At 44.0% G+C, this 16,835-nt stretch carries 15 protein-coding genes, 1 pseudogene and 1 riboswitch; of the genes and pseudogenes, 12 read left to right on the forward strand and 4 right to left on the reverse strand.

Annotated elements, in window-relative coordinates; translation table 11 throughout:
- Window positions 1-159 precede the first annotated feature (159 nt).
- A complete protein-coding gene (locus LRL21_RS26180) occupies window positions 160-1,584 on the reverse strand; it encodes a TnsD family Tn7-like transposition protein (RefSeq protein ID WP_240418715.1) in 1,425 nt (474 codons plus the stop codon).
- A 780-nt stretch (window positions 1,585-2,364) separates the two neighbouring features.
- On the reverse strand, window positions 2,365-3,399 hold the full coding sequence (locus LRL21_RS26185; protein WP_240418716.1) for an IS630 family transposase: 1,035 nt from the start codon (window positions 3,397-3,399) through the stop codon (window positions 2,365-2,367).
- Window positions 3,400-3,602: 203 nt separating this feature from the next.
- On the opposite strand from LRL21_RS26185, the gene LRL21_RS26190 reads away from it, so the two are divergent.
- The 4 genes from LRL21_RS26190 to LRL21_RS26205 all read left to right on the forward strand — a co-directional run bounded on the left by LRL21_RS26190 (window position 3,603) and on the right by LRL21_RS26205 (window position 6,656).
- Window positions 3,603-4,490 (forward strand): LysR family transcriptional regulator, encoded by an 888-nt coding sequence (locus tag LRL21_RS26190; protein WP_240418717.1) that lies wholly within the window; start codon window positions 3,603-3,605, stop codon window positions 4,488-4,490.
- Between the two features lie 270 nt (window positions 4,491-4,760).
- Window positions 4,761-5,036, forward strand: a complete 276-nt coding sequence (locus LRL21_RS26195) for a hypothetical protein (protein ID WP_240418718.1) — start codon at window positions 4,761-4,763, stop codon at window positions 5,034-5,036.
- Between the two features lie 54 nt (window positions 5,037-5,090).
- Window positions 5,091-5,169: riboswitch (ZMP/ZTP riboswitch) on the forward strand.
- 59 nt (window positions 5,170-5,228) lie between these two features.
- On the forward strand, window positions 5,229-5,840 hold the full coding sequence (locus tag LRL21_RS26200) for a DJ-1/PfpI family protein (protein ID WP_240418719.1): 612 nt from the start codon (window positions 5,229-5,231) through the stop codon (window positions 5,838-5,840).
- A 261-nt stretch (window positions 5,841-6,101) separates the two neighbouring features.
- Window positions 6,102-6,656: a M20/M25/M40 family metallo-hydrolase gene (locus tag LRL21_RS26205; RefSeq protein WP_240418720.1), complete on the forward strand. Its 555-nt coding sequence runs from the start codon at window positions 6,102-6,104 to the stop codon at window positions 6,654-6,656.
- A gap of 40 nt (window positions 6,657-6,696) precedes the next feature.
- Here LRL21_RS26205 and LRL21_RS26210 read toward each other — a convergent pair whose 3' ends face one another.
- Window positions 6,697-7,131, reverse strand: a complete 435-nt coding sequence (locus LRL21_RS26210) for an Lrp/AsnC family transcriptional regulator (RefSeq protein ID WP_240418721.1) — start codon at window positions 7,129-7,131, stop codon at window positions 6,697-6,699.
- Between the two features lie 147 nt (window positions 7,132-7,278).
- Between LRL21_RS26210 and LRL21_RS26215 the strand changes: the two genes are divergently transcribed.
- The 5 genes from LRL21_RS26215 to LRL21_RS26235 all read left to right on the forward strand — a co-directional run bounded on the left by LRL21_RS26215 (window position 7,279) and on the right by LRL21_RS26235 (window position 12,525).
- A complete protein-coding gene (locus LRL21_RS26215) occupies window positions 7,279-8,280 on the forward strand; it encodes an oxidoreductase (RefSeq protein ID WP_240418722.1) in 1,002 nt (333 codons plus the stop codon).
- A 231-nt stretch (window positions 8,281-8,511) separates the two neighbouring features.
- Complete coding sequence (locus LRL21_RS26220; RefSeq protein WP_240418723.1) at window positions 8,512-8,871, forward strand: MmcQ/YjbR family DNA-binding protein; 360 nt, start codon at window positions 8,512-8,514, stop codon at window positions 8,869-8,871.
- Between the two features lie 271 nt (window positions 8,872-9,142).
- Window positions 9,143-10,903, forward strand: a complete 1,761-nt coding sequence (locus tag LRL21_RS26225; RefSeq protein WP_240418724.1) for a M91 family zinc metallopeptidase — start codon at window positions 9,143-9,145, stop codon at window positions 10,901-10,903.
- Window positions 10,904-10,950: 47 nt separating this feature from the next.
- Window positions 10,951-11,289, forward strand: coding sequence for a GrpB family protein (locus LRL21_RS26230; protein WP_338044682.1), 339 nt, complete (start codon window positions 10,951-10,953; stop codon window positions 11,287-11,289).
- 237 nt (window positions 11,290-11,526) lie between these two features.
- A complete protein-coding gene (locus tag LRL21_RS26235; RefSeq protein WP_240418726.1) occupies window positions 11,527-12,525 on the forward strand; it encodes a DUF1835 domain-containing protein in 999 nt (332 codons plus the stop codon).
- Between the two features lie 162 nt (window positions 12,526-12,687).
- Here the strand turns inward: LRL21_RS26235 and LRL21_RS26245 are convergent.
- Window positions 12,688-12,828, reverse strand: a pseudogene (locus LRL21_RS26245) (aldo/keto reductase); the annotation flags it as partial.
- Between the two features lie 382 nt (window positions 12,829-13,210).
- Between LRL21_RS26245 and LRL21_RS26250 the strand changes: the two are divergent.
- From LRL21_RS26250 to LRL21_RS26260, 3 genes are all read left to right on the forward strand, one after another.
- Window positions 13,211-14,125, forward strand: a complete 915-nt coding sequence (locus LRL21_RS26250; RefSeq protein ID WP_240418727.1) for a carbohydrate ABC transporter permease — start codon at window positions 13,211-13,213, stop codon at window positions 14,123-14,125.
- A 1-nt stretch (window position 14,126) separates the two neighbouring features.
- On the forward strand, window positions 14,127-14,969 hold the full coding sequence (locus tag LRL21_RS26255) for a carbohydrate ABC transporter permease (RefSeq protein ID WP_240418728.1): 843 nt from the start codon (window positions 14,127-14,129) through the stop codon (window positions 14,967-14,969).
- A 103-nt stretch (window positions 14,970-15,072) separates the two neighbouring features.
- Window positions 15,073-16,809: a cache domain-containing sensor histidine kinase gene (locus LRL21_RS26260; protein ID WP_240418729.1), complete on the forward strand. Its 1,737-nt coding sequence runs from the start codon at window positions 15,073-15,075 to the stop codon at window positions 16,807-16,809.
- Window positions 16,810-16,835 lie beyond the last annotated feature (26 nt).

The raw sequence follows: 16,835 nt of genomic DNA on the forward strand, positions 1-16,835 counted from the left end.
CAAGTATTGTCCTGTTAGTCTCCCTTATCAGAATAAAACAACATCATAACTATTAATTTTCAAATAGACTGTATTCTTTTGTTAGACAAACACTCTGACCTTGGTTATATTTCCTGCAAAAGACTTGTGGAATTAAATGCCTGAAGTTCCTTAATAAAACTATGAAATTTTCATCTGATTTTTTGTCAAAATCTTTTTTACTGTTATCTCTGTAGTTCCAAGGATTCGTGCAGTTTCTTTATAACTTTTTACTGTCAAGTAGACTTGAAGCAAAAGTTTAGTCCAAGCAAACGAATGTTTTTTGGGTATATGCATTTTTTCAACTATTGTACGTTGCCTTTTATTAAATCTTTGTGTCTGTTGGATTTTCATAGCGTACAAATTATGTATTTCAAACTCCTTTTTATTCCATACCCAACCCTTATCCCTGACATAAATCTTCTCTACGGTTTGTAGCGTTTCTCTATTGCATTTCTTGGTATAGGTATATCCGCACTTTTCACAACGAAACGTTCCATAAATTACTTCCTTATAACTATACCGGTTGCATAATTTTATAGAAGGTTGATTAAATTCTGTACAAAGCTCATTAAGACATTCCCAAGGACCACATCCAAATGGAATGAAAGGTTCAGTATTCGGGATTATTTGATTCAGAAAATTATTTACAGAACCAGAGAAATAATTCATGATTAAAATATGAAATAACACATTATAATGATTGCCTTGAAGGTTAAAGTAGATTTGTGCAAATTTTCTATTTATTTGGTTAAGGTTTATACCCAAAGCTTCTAAATGTCCGATTGGGAAATAGACCAAGAAATCACGTATAAAGTTTGTATTTTTTCTAGTTAACCCATTTGGTGAAAAGTAGCCTTGTTTTAATGCATGATCCCTGTAGTTTTCTCTAAGCAATTCAATACCTATATCCTTTTCATTCTGTAGAAGAAAATTTGTATTAGTAGCCACTTTATAAAGTAATGTTTCATTGGTTTCGACATGATTGATTTGTTTGGCGTATGATGGGAGATAATGTTGATTGCTACAAAAAGGTGTTCCTAATAATTCTTTGTCATATGAAAAAGATCGTTGACATTCGCGACACGATGATATTAGATACACATGATGGTAAGGGCAAACTTGAACAAACTTAATTTGATGAATTCTATGAACGTATGTCTCGCCAATCGTTTGATAATCCTCTAATAAACAGAGTGGACAATACCGAACTTGATTTGAGATCATATGCCTGAGTCGGTTAGTACCAACAACAATCGCTCCTGTTGTCTGGCCTATATCTTCAACAATACGATTATATTCAGTAAGAGTGTAAAATGGTTTCATTAATGGTAAATAAGAATGTTCTTTAATCATTCTTTTTAAAGAATACGTGTGTTGTCCGGGTATCTTATTTAATAAATTCAATATATTACGTGGAAGAATAAGTTTATTTCTAACGGTTTTTGCTTGAAATAATTCGTACATCACACTTTTTTTGTCAGTATTTGCAGATAATTTTGAAAATCGATAAACAATACTTCTAAAGTCTTCATCAGGATAGGGGTTAGGAAAAAAATTGAGCATTGAACATTTACCTCCTTATCATTTAGGGCTTGCTGAACAAGATTATCCAGCCTTATGCCCATTGTAAAATTCTAAAACCGAACAACTTGAAAATGAGGAAATATAGAGCTCGTAATTGCCTCTTTAAGTTCACGATGAGGAACTGAGAGTGATTGAGTTTGGTTGGATGTTGAACGGCGTGCACGGATTATATCTAGTCCAAATCTGAGTTTGCCTTCCCTATATTATCATTCTATGGCGTTTCTCTGGGCGGCGTCTTGGTAGTTGCTTTCTTCACCGGAGCTTTACTTAGGAGTGTTGCTAAGCAAAGACCCACTTAGCTGAATGGTCCACGCTTTTCAAAAGTTCATATGGACTCGAGTCCGGTAGATCTTGTTTGCTAAGATGGCGGCAAGGTAATAAACAAATCGATCTTTTCACGATTCAATGGATGCCTTTAATGTAGTTACTTCATTAAAGTTGTCCTATTTTCATCGTATCGATGTGAATAACGGGCTCTTCTCTAAGATCTGCTTATATACATACACGATGATTTTCCGGAAATATTCCGGTCGAATTTGGTAAACCACACATTCAAACGTAAGAGGGATGTCTTTCTTCAACCAGTCCTGACAATGGGATTACAGAAAGATACTGAATCGCCCCAAACCGCTGTGTGCCTGTAACAATAGCAATTGATATTGGTCGAAACCCAGCAGTTCTTTGAAATAACGATAGCTGGTTTCAATGCGCTACTTCTGCGTTCCATTATTTTTTTTCCTATATAAAACGCACTTAAGATTATAACCGAACGAGCAACCGATCGATGGTTTGCATAGGGTGCTTGTTGAGTCGTTTCATGAAGGCCGTGACATGAAGTCGAATGCGATAGAATTTGCTGAAAAACACATTGTTGATGACGTCGCTCTTCAGCCATTTCCAAACTCCTTCCATTAGGTTTAACTCAGGACTGTAGGGCGGAAGAAAAACAAGCTGCAGACGTGGATGTTCCTGTAAAAAGGCCCGAAGGCCCGCGGCGTGATGGATTCGACTATTGTCCAAAATCATAACGATTTTTCCTGTTGGATAAGCTTTCAGCAAATCGGAAAGGAAACGAATCCATGCCGACAGGTCCGCAATCTCTTCTTCCCGATGATGAACCTGACCCGTCTCGTAGTTGATCGCTCCGAACAACTTGGCGCCTTCATGTCGACCGTAGGTTTTGACTTTACGCTGCTGTCCTCGAGGAAACCAACTATATTGCAAAGCTTGATAGGCCCGAATCATGGACTCATCTTCAAACAGCAGATGATCAATGGCACCGTCCCCAAGTTTGCGCTTCAACTCGGGAAACGTCACGTCTCGAAAGGCGGTTTGAGCCTCCTGATCTGCCTTAGCTAGCGTATAGGTTGCCTTGGTGAAGCTGAAACCCGACCGCTTCAGAACTTTGCTGACACCACGAACGCTATAGATAATGTCAAACTCACGCTCGATCCAGGAAGCAATCAGCGGCAGTGTCCAGGTGTAGCGTGCTTCAAAGCCTACATCTACGGGCTGCTTGCTGATTAGTAATTCAGCCAGTTGATCGAGCTGTTCTTCATTCAATCTAGGCGGCTTTCCAGGCGAATGCTTCATGAATAGACCTTCCAGACCCTTTTCTTGGTAGCCCTGCCAATAGAGGCTGATGGTTTGGCGGACCAGACCCAGAAGACGGCTAATTTCAGCAAAACTGTGTCCTTCCAAGTGCAGCCGCACAGCCAGATAACGTTCATACAGTCGTTTGTCGTTGGTTTCTTTCATGGCTTTATTCAGCTTATTGATTTCACTTGTACTCATGTTTAACGCCACCTTTGGGATTGTCTTACTGATTATTACCCATTTGGTGGCTTGGTAAGTTTTTCATGTGCGGTTTATATAGAAGCGTTTGACGGCAAGTAGATATTACCCGCAATGATGTCACTTACTCCAAATAAATTATTCATTTGAATACATTGTATGTTATGATTTCAGTGACACGAAGGAATGAACGGAGTTGCGATATGGAACTACTTCAACTACGATATTTTCTTACATTAGCTCGATTGGAACATGTGACCGAAGCTGCGCAAAATCTGCACGTTACGCAATCGTCATTAAGCAAAACGATACAACGCTTGGAGGAGGATTTAGGGGTCCCTCTATTCGATCGAATAGGGAGGAAGCTGCGATTGAATGAGTTCGGAAAAAGATTCCTTCGCCGTGCAGAAAGGGCTTTGTTTGAATTGGAGCAAGGGAAGCAGGAGCTTAGTGATTTATCCAGCCCGGAATATGGCACACTCGAATTGGCGGTGACGGCCGCAAGCAAGCTGCCAAATATCCTTCGAGAGTTTCGGAAAAAGCGTCCCCATGTTCAATTTCATGTACAAATGCTGACCACACAGGAAATGGTTACGCTTCTTCATAGAGGAGAGGTCGATTTTTGTTTGTCTTCACCTTCTATACAAGGGGATGACATTGAATGCCAAATCGTGTACTTAGACCCGATTCTAGTAGCTGTTCCCAAAGGGCATCGTCTGGCCGAACAAAGCAGCGTATCCTTGGCAGAATTAAAGGATGAATGGTTTGTCGGTGTAAAGAAAGGCTATGGTACCCGCGATCTAGTGGACTCTATGTGCAAATCAGTTGGATTTGCACCAAAATACGTATATGAGGGAGACGAACCTGCTAGGCTAACCGCTCTTGTGGAAGCAGAAATTGGCATAGCCTTCATACCAAGTACAGCAAGGAATCCACAGGAACATATCTGTTATCTCAAATTAGAGGACCACGAATTGGTTCGGGAGATTGCTTTGTTATGGCACAAGAGTAGGTATATTTCGCGGATTGCTCAGGAATTCTGTCAAGTAGTATTAGAATATTTTGGGTCGATATCCAAAGGGACTATGTAATCATGATGTCCCATTAATCCATAATAAATCCTGTCGATTATCTCGACATTCTGAGTATGCAGCGAATTTGCCGCATGCTTATTTACGCATTCATGCCCCCTTATCACTATGTGGAACGCCCGAGCGCAATGTAAATTCGATCAGGCTTCAGATCGGATCATTGCGGATCGCAGCTCAGATCAGGAGCTGGATGTTACTCTTAAGCTTTTGTAGAAATCGGAGCGAGCTACTGGAAGATTTTAAAATCATGATCAAGACAAATCATTTGGTGTGGAAAATATCCGGTCCGCCTTCAACCAACTCAAGGTGCTTATTGATAATGGATATGGCAAAAACGGAGAATACATTGGTCTTGATGTAAAGGCGATGAGGACACAATCCATTGAGGAGTCATTTTCCCATTTGGAGAATAGCTTGAAAATCGTTAAAATATTGGAGTCTAAAGTAAATCGTTTTGATAATAATGTGTTGAAGCAATACCAGGAAACGAGAAACTATGAAGCACTTGAAATGTATGTAATGGAGCTTTTATTAGGTGAGAAATAAAGAAAGCTGAGTTGAACTATTCAAAAAATTCTGATATAAATGATTTAGGAATAATTTGGTATGTGTCACTGGCGCAACGTAGGTAACTACGAGGGAGCACATATTTCATAAGCCGTACGCCTGGGCAAAGTATTTGATCTTAGATCAGATACTTTTTTTTATTTCAAATTAGGAAAGGTCAGGTGCTTAGAGATGAAGATCGCCTATATTCTGTTTGACAAGATGACAACGTTAGATTTTGTCGGTTTTTACGACGCGGTATCTTGGTTAAGCATTCTAAATGTCAAGGAAGGAGTAACGTGGGATCTCTGTTCGAACAAAGAGGAAATTACTGACGATCGGGGTATGACGATTAAAATCAAGCATATTAGCCCAGATTTATCTGGGTATAATTTAATATTTATTCCTGGCGGTATGCCCACTAGAGAACTGCGATATGATACAGAATTCGTTTCATGGATCCAAAGTGCACGCGATGTACAGTACAAAGTATCTGTCTGCACAGGTGCATTGCTTTTAGGGGCTGCAGGATTCTTAAATGGCAAAATGGCAACAACGAACCCTTCTGCTTACAAATTGTTGACTCCTTATTGCTCAGAGGTCGTTAAGGCGCGTATTGTAAGAGACGAGGATACTTTTACAGGTGGCGGTGTTTCAGCATCTATTGATTTAGGTTTATACTTTGTTGAATCATTAACGAATGCGGATATGGCGAAAAAGGTTCAAAAGATGATGGATTATCCGTACTATCAGGCAGGGAATTTATCTAATATTTTCATGCCTAACGAAGATGAGCAGAATTAGGTAGAGATCTTTTAGTGAATTCACACCAAATAGTTGAAATTATGGATTAATCACACACAGATGGACATTACCAAGATGAAGGAGTTGCTGAACCACGGCAGCTCTTTTTGGATTGTCTATATTCATTATTTCATAAAATTCACCAGGTTCCTCTGCAGTATGCCAACATTCCTTCTAGCTCTTAAAGGTAATTCTTGATTTTACCAAATTATTAAAATAATTAACATATATTTATTAAGGTCAATTGATTATTTTTGCGATATGATGACGGCTCAATTCGCGATTGAAGCCAAGACGGCGGTAGCCACCCAGTGGAATCCGTTAGTTCCAGTGGTGCTCTCTTTCGGTATGATGCATGCGGGGGAAGTACAGAATGCAATCGCGGATGAAGGCGTAGTGAAAGGCACCTTCCGTACGTTTGGCGAAGATGCCGTACTGTGGTTGAAAAACATGCTTGAGCAGCGAGCTGAATCCGTTGCCAAATCGTTCGGCGGAACTTACGCCTCCAGCTACCGGCTAGGGACGGCTCTGCTGAATGATGCGGGAGCTGTGCGAGCAGCGGCCAAAGCAGTCACAGAAAGCGGGGCGGAAGTTCAATGGCTGGAGACACCGAGTCTTGCGGGAGAGGATTTTGCCCTCTACGCGGAACAGATCCCATGCGCTTACGCCTTCCTCGGCATACGCAATGAAACGCTGGGAATTGTTCATCCGCTCCATCATCCGTGCTTTGATGTTGACGAACATGCCCTCAAGATTGGCGCTGCCATGCATCTATCTTTTGTACTGGAGGGACTCAGCCAGGAGGACGAAGTCTAGCCGGACAATTCAGCTCCTCAGCGTCCGCACCTCTCCTTAATTACACCTTTCTTGGTATAAGACTTTTATCTTCAAATGCCGTTGAGAGAACCATTAAAGTCGTTGAAAATCCATAAGGGTTGCAAGTGTCAAGAAATTGTGCCAGCGATTCTGTTGTTTGGGTTAACACTTTCATAAGAAAGTTATATTCTCCACTGATTCTGTAAAGATCGACAATTTCAGGGGATGCTTCGCAGAATTTGATGAAGTCCGGGCAGCAATTGGTTTTGAACATGACAAAAGCAGATGTATGCTTGCCAAGCTTCTGTGGGGACAATTGCGCACGATAGCCAGTAACGAATCCCTGATCCTCCAGTTTCCGGAGTCTTTCAGTTACAGCGGGCTGCGACATGGCAATCGTTTTGCTCATTTCAGAAATTGATATTCTGGCATTTTCATGCATCAACGATAAGATTTTGGAATCGATTTGGTCCACTGTAAAATCACCTCGATATATAAGGTTGTAACGTATAAATAACTTAATATATTAGTTATTATTCGTTATTAAGTTTAATATTACTATGTATTTTACTTGTTATCAATACTAAAATTAAAGAATAACGTGTAAAGGAGATGAATAGATATGTCATGGACCTTGGATGACCCGATTGATCTGGGCAGCTTACGCCTGAGGAACCGATTAATTATGGCGCCTTTGCAGCAATATAAAGGCACGCTTGAGGCGTTTCCCGTAGACCACCACATTGAACATTATGGCCGAAGGGCGAAGCATGTGGGGCTTGTTATTTTGGAATCTACCGCGATTTCTCCCAATGGAAGACTGTGGAAAAATGATATTGGGATTTTTACAGATCAGCATGTGGAACCACTAAGAAAAATTGCCGATGCCATCCATGCCCATCACACTCCTGCATTTATCCAATTATCACATGGCGGAAGGAAATCTTCGCCGGAAGTTACGAATTCATTAGTTGCGCCGAGCGCAATTGCGTTCGACGAGCATTACGGCCTGCCCGAGTCGTTGTCTGTGGCAGGTATTGAAAGCATCATAGACGAATACCGCCTCGCAGCGATAAGAACGGTCAAAGCGGAATTCGATGGCATTGAAATTCATGCGGCACATGGTTTTTTAATCCATCAATTTCTATCTCCTTTATCCAACGTGAGGTCGGATGATTATGGGGGCAGCTCGGAGAATAGGGCAAGATTTTTGAAAGAGGTTCTCCTGGCCATCAGGGGAGAAGTCGGTCGACACTATCCGGTTACCATACGGGTTTCTGCCACGGACTATTGTACAGGTGGGTTAACCCCTGAGGAGTGGGTGCGGATACTAAAGCCCCTTGAGACTGAATTGGACGCGATTCATGTCTCAACAGGTGGACTTCTCCCTATACAACCTATTGACGTATACTCCGGTTATCAGCTGCCTCATGCTTCTGCGATCAAGCAACATGTCAATATACCGGTTATTGCAGTCGGAAAGATATATACCCGCAGTCTCGCCAACCGTATCCTTGAGGATCAATTAGCCGATTGTATTGCCCTCGGGAGCCCGCTCTTGGAGGACCCGGATTATGCGGAAAGTCTATTGATGAATCAAGAGCAAGCTAGTAACCGTGGATGAATGACCAACACTAAGGCTATTGAATTGATCTGAGCAGCAGAAGGGTGTACCCAATTACCTTGACCTGACGGTCACCATAGAGAATGTCATCGTTCGCCCTATGAGCCTGGCGTTCAAGAATAAGGGTTTGCTTGGCACCGTGATTTTGGTAATATTCCATTAGGCAGGAAAACGGACACTCCTCCTTCCTGCCAAGATGACCAATTAAACGGGACAAGGTGGACCGAACTTATGAATCATGAACAATTAATTGAGCTAGGGCTCAGCTACTACGGCACAAGCCTACGGTATCCGTTCGACCCGCATATGCCGGTGCTGTTTGTACGGAATAAAATGTTTGCTTTGCTTGGCAAGCAGCAGGGCGTGGAGAGCATCAACCTGAAAACATCTCCAGACGAAGCTTGGCTGCAGCGCGAGAGCTATCCTGGGGTTGTCATACCCGGATACCATATGAACAAGACTCACTGGAATACCGTTATTCTTAACGGTACGGTGCCCGAAGACGTCATTGCAACGATGCTCAGGGAATCCTACCAGCTCGTCGTCGCCAAGCTCCCGAAATCGGAGCGACAAGGACTTATCGGATTGTAGGCGAGAGGCATGAACCGACGTAACCGATCCGAAAGAGCAAGATGCTCGGCGTTGGTAAAGGAATGTTAAGCTTTTTATGAGAACAAACGCTCCTGATGCCGGGAGTGTTTTTTTTGTGCAAACAGCCATGAGGCGGATTTTTCTGATTGTCAATATCTGGAACGGGTGCTAGACTGAATGGGACAACAAGGATACATCGATAAGTAGAGATCGAGTGAGATAGTGTGGCAGGTAACCCAATTCAGACTTTTTTAATGAAAAGAGGGAACTTATGGAACGAACACGCAATCGGACGGAGGGACAAGTCAAGCGAAATAGCCCGGTCCGCCCCACGGAAACGAATCGGGAAATTCCGGCTACGATGTGGTCGCATGTGCTGCAAATGCAGAAGACGGTGGGAAATCGCGCGGTAGGCCAATGGCTAACCCGCTCCCCAAACCCTTCCTCAACGATTCAAATGATGAGGGACAGAGATACGTTTCTCACTCAACGTACACCTCGTGAAGGGCAAAACGAACTGCTCGAGCAGATTGCCGAGCAACTGGAGCAATACCGGTTGCTCAGCAGTGAAAACGACGCTAATGGTCAATTGCGGCTGCATGCCCTGAAACAGTTGGATACACATATCCACAGTTGGATGAATACATTCGTTGAGAGGAAGATCAATGAAGTTCCGAATGGTACCTTGCTGATGTCGTTGCTGAGGGAAAGTGAGGACGAGCACCGCAAACTGGTTAAGGAGATCGCGCGGCAAGAAGCGCTTGTTCCGATCGACACGGCTGGCCTAGGGGGCGAGGCCATCGAAACCGTCCATACGATTTGGAGGGAAATCGTAGCAGGAGCAGGTAACATCAAAATTTTGGAAAAAACGGTCGGCTTTCGCGACCGGATGTTAGCCGCTATTGCTAAGCTGCTGCAGGGGCCGAATGGCCGCAAGCTGATTGCCGAGCTGAATGCAGCGCAGGACAGCGATAAGAAACAGGTCATTTTGTCTTCCAATTTTGCCACAGAGTTGACTGGCACCGGCATCACCGATACGACTTCAAACGAGGCGATCCCGCGGAGCGATCTGGAATCGAAAGATAAACGCTACAATTTCAAACCCGCTAATGATGATGAGCTTGTGGGAGTAGATATGGCTGCAATTCCCGGGTACGGGGGAGAGGTGGGAGACGCCTCCGCACTCAATCGGTTTTTGCATGAGAATCGCGGACAGCCCTATTTCAAATTCAATGGCAAAGTATATAAGACAGGCCAATCAACAGGGAGCCTGGTACGCATTAACGACGAAGGGATGAAAAAAATGGTCGGCCAAGGGAACCAGGAAATTGCCACGCCGGAATTTGTCACGGTCGGCCATGAATTGGGGCACGCGTCCCGTTTCATGAAAGGGATGGTGCCTGATTCCTTTATCGGCGTTGACCAGCTCGGGGTGGGAGGCAAGGCCGACATGAAACTGTGGCATAACTCCGAGGAATATCTGAACATTAATTCGGTGGAAAATGAGGTTCGCGACGATCATGGCATCGGCAAAAGAAAATATCATGTCGGTTCGGTCGACGATGTGAATAAGCAGGTATTGCACGAGCGGTATGACCTGCGCCGTACGGCTTTGTTCAACCGGTTCGAATGGGCCGCAAGGCAGTTGTTCAATCATAAAGAGGCGAACAAAGTGCTCAGAGCCGAATTCGTGGAGCCGCAAGCCGATTTTGGCGACCCCGATGCCATAGCATTGCTGATGCGACGGCTCAATGAGCTCGAACCGATATTGGCCGCTTTGGAACCGTTGAAGGGCAAAACGCCGGACGATCTGTACGCTAAAGCGAATAAAGCCGTCAAATCGCGGTTGAACGATGATGAGCCATTTCAGGAGTATAAATTTTTATTCGAGCAGGCGATCGAAAAGGCGCCACTCGACGGACTTGCCGCGGAGCTGGGCCGATTGTATGAATTAGCGAAAGGGCGGAGCATGAGCATGGAGTTCAAGGTAGCCTCATTGCTGGAGGATGTCGATTTCGACTTTACTTTTTAAAAAGACAATAATCTCTGAATTTTGTAATTTTACATAAATAAAATCATATTGGTGTCAGTACACTTGAACTTGTTAGTTCTATAACTTCTTCATTAGAACAAATGGGCTATGAGGGTTTCGGTGAAGCCGGTGTAAAGGGAAGACTGTATTTCCGAAAACGTAAGGAACATGCATACAATCTTGCCGTCGTTGTATGGAATGGTGAACAATGGATTAACAACATTCTGATTTGGGATTACCTAAGAGAGAATCCAGACTTCGCTAAACAATATTCAGATCGGAAACTGAGTTCACTTCATAAAGGAATTACAACTCTTCTTGCCTATTCTGATGAAAAAGCTGATTACGTATACAGCTTGCTGGAACGAGCAAGGCTGGAAAAATAACAGCATTTTTCACTTCTTCAAATTTGGCCATTTGGATAACCTCAAATCTCGCCTGAACGGTATAAACCCCAGATAAAAGCGCGATATGGGCTCATTTGTGTATAATGTAAGCAAACTGACTTGCTGGATAAACTAATCAAAGAACATATCAATGAACTTAGAAAATTGTGCAAATTAGCATCAGATATGGATTTTATAAAATCCATGTTCGACGATCTATACGAAGGGGGAGTATCAATGCTCCATATAGTAAACGGAGATTTTGTTGGTGATAAGTTAAGAAAGGGGAATATTGGCGGAGATATCTTGGTCTGGAGAGAAGTGTACCCCGTAGGTCCGGTATTCGTTGAAATGGGCGAACCCATTCAGAGGTCGACAAGAGTGGAGTATTTGGAAAACACCATGGGCATTCCGGCAGATGATTATGTGACAAATTGTAAGTCGCAAGAACAGATTCTACAAAGCTTCCACACATACGATGAGGTTGTATTATGGTTCGAGCATGATTTGTTTGACCAGCTCATGCTAAGCTTTTTGCTGCATTGGTTTTCAAAGCGGACACTAGGACATACAAAACTGAATTTACTGTGTATCGGCGACTACCCAGGCATTGATTTGTTTCGTGGATTGGGACAGCTTACAACCAAGCAGTTGGAAACATTGTCAGGTACGTGGCAGAGGATCGGGCAGAAGGAGCTTGAGACGGGTAGAAGAATTTGGGAGGCATACGCCTCTCCGGATATAGAACGGCATGTTGAGCTTTTGCATGAAGACACATCGGAGTTGCCCTACGCTCACGCTGCACTTGAGCTGCACTTATCTCGACTGCCTTCAGCAATGAATGGGTTGGGAATTGTGGAACAGACCATCTTGGAGCTTATTCGGCATGGGGTGGATACCCCGCGCGAGCTTTTTAAAGAAATCGGGAACCGCTTAAGTGTGCTAGGGATGGGTGATTTGGAATTTTGGTATCGTTTAAGGAGGATGTCGGAACAACCGAATGCACTATTAGAGGTACGGGGCTCACATACTTTTCCTGATTACCGAAAGAAAACTACTCCCTCCTTTGAAAATTGCGATATTTCATTAACAAAGGTAGGGATGGAAGTAGCCGCGGGAGTAAAGGACTGGGTGAAGGTGAAGGGAATGAATGAGTGGTATGGCGGTCTGCGGCTGCAGGGTGATTTAACATGGCGCTGGGACTCTGAGAGAAAGCAGTTGGTTCGCATGGAATAAAGGAATAGCTTGCCGTTACAGACAGTGCGGTGAACCAATTGTTAGATATCAAGTTTACGTTTACCAATCCACTTTACCATTTCAGGATCGCGATGTGAAAAGAACAGGCTCTGATTCGTATCTAATGTAGTAATCGATTCCATATCCTCTTGGTTTAATTCAAAATAGCTCCTCTCTTGTTACTCCACTCCGTTTGATCGCTCTGCCAACCGCTTCTTCATTTTGATAAGAGGCAGCTGTATCAATCAGCCGATAGCCTGCCATCATAGCGTCATAAACGCTTTGTTCACATTCATTTTGATCTTAAAATTATTTATTAACCGAAGGTAAATTTTTCAAGTGTTACTCATTGCGATGTATGATCCCCCGCTTCACACCCTTATTATGCACCAGATGACAAAATGACCGTTATCCCATTCTTGCCAAATGATTGCCTAATCCTCTCACATTCCTTTCCAGATAGTTAGAAAAGAATTCAGTAGGCTAGCAGGAAACGTTAGTTATTGAGAAGTTTCGTTACTATCTTAAAAAGATCATGCCTCTGGACGGCTTCTTTATGCTTTATAATTAATCCTATACTTGATAACTGAAAGGCAACAGAAGGGGTGTAGGAAAAATGGCTTTACCGGACAATGGATATTTCGAAAACCTGCAAAAGACCAAATTAAGCGAGGTGAATTAGCACATGACAAAACTTGCAGCAGCAAACAAACAAAAGCAATGGCAGTCTTATTTACAAGGGTATTTGTTTATTTCACCATGGTTGCTGGGATTTTTTTTACTTACGTTTTGGCCCATGCTGCAATCCCTCTACTTTTCGTTTACCGATTATTCCTTGCTGGAAGCGGAGAAATGGATTGGTACGGACAACTACTACAAAATCCTGTTGGATGACTCGTCGTTTATCAACTCGATTAAAGCTACATTTATTTTCGTTCTACTGGCCGTACCGATTAAGCTGGCAGGAGCTCTACTCATTGCTGTTGTTCTCAATATGAAGCTCAAAGGCATGTTCATTTATCGTACAGTCATTTATTTTCCTTCCTTGATCGGGTCAAGCGTCGCGGTTGCGATTCTGTGGAGCAACTTATTTGGTCGTGATGGCCTGATCAACCAGCTGCTGCTGACAGTTGGAATTGAAGGCATGAACTGGATCGGGATTCCCCAAACGGCGCTGTTGACACTGATTATTCTGGCGGTTTGGCAGTTCGGTTCCTCGATGGTTATTTTCCTGGCCGGCTTAAAGCAAATTCCTCATGAGCTTTATGAAGCGGCTGCTGTGGATGGCGCAGGCAAGGTTAGAAGCTTCTTCGCCGTCACACTGCCGATGCTGTCCCCGATTATTTTGTTTAATCTGGTCCTCCAGACGATTGGAGCTTTTCAAATGTTTACTCAGGCTTTTATTATTACACGTGGTGGACCATTGGAATCTACATATATGTACGCACTTTATTTATTCGAAAAGGCGTTTACCCGCTACCAAATGGGTTATGCTTCTGCATTAGCCTGGATTTTGTTGTTAATTATTGGCGTAGTGACGGCTTTGATCTTCTTTTCATCCAAGCGCTGGGTTCATTACGAAACTGAAGGAGGGAAATAGAATGACTTGGGGCCGCAATCGAATTCTTTCACATCTGTTCCTGATTGTGTTATGTTTAATTCTCTTCTATCCGATATTTTGGTGGGTGGGAGCTGTTTTCAAAACAAATGCGGAGCTGGCTTCACCGGGCTTCTGGCCGCAGCATCCGACCCTGGATAATTTCGTGAAGGGCTGGACCGCGATTACAGGCTACTCATTCGGTCATTTCTACCTGAATTCGTTCCGTTTGATCTTGAGTGTCCTGTTCACATCGCTCTTTTCCTGCAGTCTGGTTGCTTTTGGGTTCGCACGATTGAATTTTCCTTTAAAAAGCTTTTGGTTTTCCATCGTTCTGGTCACGCTGATGCTTCCGAATCAGGTTACTATTGTGCCACAGTATGTGATGTTCAGCAAATTCGGCTGGATAGATACGTACCTTCCTTTTATCGTACCGCATTCGCTTGCAGGCGGCGTGGGCGGCTCATTCTTTATTTTTATGCTCGTACAGTTTATTCGCGGTATTCCTCACGAGCTGGATGAGGCCGCCAAGATCGACGGATGCTCGCCGTTCGGAATATACTGGCGTATTATATTACCGCTGCTTGTCCCCGCCTTAATTACGATGTCTATATTCTGCTTCTTGTGGAATTGGGATGACTTTTTGGGACATATGATTTATATTCAATCCATAGACAAGTACACCGTCGGCTTGGCGCTTAAAGTATTTGTCGACGCTCAATCGAGTACGCCATGGGGCCAACTGTTCGCTATGTCATTCTTGTCGATCATGCCGGGAACGTTGATCTTCTTCCTGGCACAGCGATATATCGTGGAGGGTATGGCGACCTCCGGTTTAAAAGGCTAAGTTCAAGTTCAGTTGCATCCAAGTCCGAAATGTGCCGGTTTACGGCATATTTCGGTCTTTGCGTTTTGGGCGGACACTAATTTATAGAATAGAGGCGAAGAGCTTGGAGTCGTTATTCAAAAAGCTTCCTATACGTTATCTGTATTTCGGATCTTTTGCGGTGTTCGCCCTTTGCCTGTTCACCGTCATTTTTTGGATCAGCTATCACTACTCGGTTAAAGCTATCGTGAAGACCGCTTCGGGTTACCAGGAGAAAATGCTTGTTGAATTAAACGGACGGCTTAAGGAGAAGTTGGACTTTATAGAGTCCATTTCGTTAGCGGTATCCAGAAATCCCGATGTAATTAATCTGCTGGGCAATCAAAACGAGGCTTATGAGCAGCATGCTCTGACGGAGCGGGTTTCCTCGGCGCTGCTTGGGCTGACCTTCTCATCACCGATGATTGACAGCATCCATGTTTATATGAATATGCCCCCAGCCCCCGTGTCCCCAGTGGCCTATCTTCCGCTTCAGGAGCTGGACAAGGAAGCTTGGTACCCGTTATTGGAAAAAAACGATTTTCTATGGGTTGGCGAGCATTTGATCGATTCCCCAAATGGTAAAAAGTCGGTCGTTAGCTTTGCACGTAAGCTGACTTCGTTGTCGGGTGATTATGCCGGAGTCGTGCTGATTCATATGAAAGCGACCACGCTGCAGGCGGTGCTCGGAGATCAGCATTTGCTGTCACAGCGGCTTTTGGTTGATTCCACCGGACACAAGATTGTCCAGATCGGTAATCCGTCCATTGTGCTGACCGACGATGAATACAAGAAAATGCTCGGCAGCGCACTACCGTTGACGGCTCAGGAAATGACGAGCGTCGAGAAGCTTGTATTTTCATCCTCGACAGCTCTGGTCGTTTCCTCCAAGATGGCTGGCTCCGGCTGGGTGGTTGCGGAAATTACGCCGTGGGAGCTGCTTGCAGAGGACAGTCTGTTTATGCTGAAGGTGCTCGGAATGATCGGTTTGCTATCAATTATTGCTGTAATGCTGATCAGTGTCTATTTGAATCGGCAGTTTACGAAGCCAATCTATCTGCTGCTCCGAAGCATGAACCAATACCCTGATCTGAATAAGGGTCATCTGCCCTCGGATTACCGCAACGAGTTCGGACAGCTGTTTCTAGGCTACAACCGGCTGCTGACACGGATTGAGGAGCTGTACCAGTCGCTCGAAGAGCAATATAAACGCAAAAAGGAAACCGAGGTTAAAGCGCTGCAGGCGATGATGAATCCGCATTTTCTATACAATACGCTGGACCAGCTGAATTGGATGGCTATTAAGGACGGGAATACACGGATGAGCGTCGTGCTGGAGATGACGGGTGCGATGCTGCGGATCGGGTTATCAGACGGAGAAGCTTTGATAACCGTAGAGCAGGAGCTGGACTTTGTAAAAAATTATATGCAAATCCAACAAATCCGCCTTGGAGAGAAGAAAATTAAGTACCGGATCGATGTCAGTGAGGAGCTGCTGCCCTTGTTTATTCCTAAGATGACCCTGCAGCCTTTCGTTGAAAACAGTATCAAGCATGGATTTCACGGCAGGGAGCACGGCAATCTGGATATCCATGTCAGCGCGACGGAAACGAAGCTTGTAATCACGATCACCGATGATGGGAAGGGCCTTCATAACACGAAGCAGATTGGGAAAAAAACGGCTGGCGGCTACGGCATTGGTAATGTACGAGCGAGGCTGAATGAGTTTTTTGATTCGGATTACAGTATTGAATTAATCGCTCTGGAGCACGAGGGGACCCGGGTGACCATTCAAATTCCAAAGCTGGAAACGAAGCTATAGACCAGAACCGGGAGGGAGGCTACGTC

This window comes from Paenibacillus periandrae (assembly GCF_022458865.1).
GTDB classification, from domain to species: Bacteria; Bacillota; Bacilli; order Paenibacillales; family NBRC-103111; genus Paenibacillus_S; species Paenibacillus_S periandrae.

What these genes read in the sequence shown, in the direction of transcription:
- LRL21_RS26180 (WP_240418715.1), bottom strand. Translation starts at nt 1,584, where the DNA reads ATGCTCAATTTTTTTCCTAACCCCTATCCTGATGAAGACTTTAGAAGT.
- LRL21_RS26255 (WP_240418728.1), top strand. Translation starts at nt 14,127, where the DNA reads ATGACTTGGGGCCGCAATCGAATTCTTTCACATCTGTTCCTGATTGTG.
- LRL21_RS26205 (WP_240418720.1), top strand. Translation starts at nt 6,102, where the DNA reads ATGATGACGGCTCAATTCGCGATTGAAGCCAAGACGGCGGTAGCCACC.
- LRL21_RS26235 (WP_240418726.1), top strand. Translation starts at nt 11,527, where the DNA reads ATGCTCCATATAGTAAACGGAGATTTTGTTGGTGATAAGTTAAGAAAG.
- LRL21_RS26190 (WP_240418717.1), top strand. Translation starts at nt 3,603, where the DNA reads ATGGAACTACTTCAACTACGATATTTTCTTACATTAGCTCGATTGGAA.
- LRL21_RS26185 (WP_240418716.1), bottom strand. Translation starts at nt 3,399, where the DNA reads ATGAGTACAAGTGAAATCAATAAGCTGAATAAAGCCATGAAAGAAACC.
- LRL21_RS26250 (WP_240418727.1), top strand. Translation starts at nt 13,211, where the DNA reads ATGACAAAACTTGCAGCAGCAAACAAACAAAAGCAATGGCAGTCTTAT.
- LRL21_RS26220 (WP_240418723.1), top strand. Translation starts at nt 8,512, where the DNA reads ATGAATCATGAACAATTAATTGAGCTAGGGCTCAGCTACTACGGCACA.
- LRL21_RS26215 (WP_240418722.1), top strand. Translation starts at nt 7,279, where the DNA reads ATGTCATGGACCTTGGATGACCCGATTGATCTGGGCAGCTTACGCCTG.
- LRL21_RS26225 (WP_240418724.1), top strand. Translation starts at nt 9,143, where the DNA reads ATGGAACGAACACGCAATCGGACGGAGGGACAAGTCAAGCGAAATAGC.
- LRL21_RS26200 (WP_240418719.1), top strand. Translation starts at nt 5,229, where the DNA reads ATGAAGATCGCCTATATTCTGTTTGACAAGATGACAACGTTAGATTTT.